At 53.5% G+C, this 954-nt stretch carries 1 pseudogene; it reads right to left on the bottom strand.

The window, feature by feature from the left end:
- Positions 1-954, bottom strand: a pseudogene (locus tag FHQ23_RS12470) (hypothetical protein); the annotation flags it as partial.

Raw genomic sequence — 954 nt, 5'->3', positions numbered from 1 at the left:
CTGAGGCTTGAGATATTAGCACGCTCCCGTTCGTTCAGTTCGCTTGCGCTTTTGCCGTAAATAGTCGTGGCAAGCAGTTCCGCTGTCGCTGCCGCCGCACCGCCCAACGCACTGCTGCCGTTAACTTGCGCTTCTACCGCACCTAAGATGCTATGAAGAATTAGGTTAGTGGTTTTGTCCATCTTGCCGTTTTCATCCGTCGTCGCATCCTTAATCGCTTGGTTTGCCAGCGGAGAAAGGGCGGTTGCCGTCAACTGTGCCGTGTTGCCGTTGGCTATCGCCAAGGTGATAACCTTGGTTGCCGTGTCAACCGCACGGTGATAGCTGCCACCGGTACCCCACGCCTTTGCTTCGCTGTCGGCTTGTGCATAGGCGGCAACCGCTTGCTCATAAGCCGCTTGATTACCGCTGTTTTTTGCCTGTTCTAAAGCTTGAGCTGCTTGTACTTTTGCTGCCTCTGCCGCTTTTCTTTGTTGGGCACTGTAGGCGCTCACGCCCGAGCTGATGTCCGCAACCGCACTTTGCATGGCTTTTTGTGTGCTGAGAGTTTTGTTTATATCCGTTAGCTGCGCCGTTTGTGGATTGACGTTGCCTGTTGTACTGTCACTGTTAATCCCTAACTCTGCCGCCGTCGTTTGAATCGGGCTGCTGTCTTTGTTTAAGATTATCGTACCTTCACTCAGCGTGGCTTGGGTTGTGCTGTTATCTCGGGTTTTGCTGACCATCGGCAAGCCGCCCGTCGGGCTGAAATCCGTCACTCGTTCCGGCTCGCCTTTGTCGTTTTTGATTACCTTGCCGTTTTCCTCCTTGTTCAAGTCCGAACTTGCGCTCACCCCAATGCTCGCACTCACCGCCTTGCTCTCACTGTGGTTTTCAATGTCCGTGAAGGTCAGTTGGTTGGTGGCAAGGCGATTTTTATCGGTTTGAGTACCGGTTATCGCCCCACCGTTCAGG

Source organism: Testudinibacter crocodili (assembly GCF_006228025.1).
Classification (GTDB): domain Bacteria; phylum Pseudomonadota; class Gammaproteobacteria; order Enterobacterales; family Pasteurellaceae; genus Chelonobacter.
Note: the sequence above shows the minus strand (reverse complement) of the source record. Positions and strands in the feature narration are given on the sequence as shown.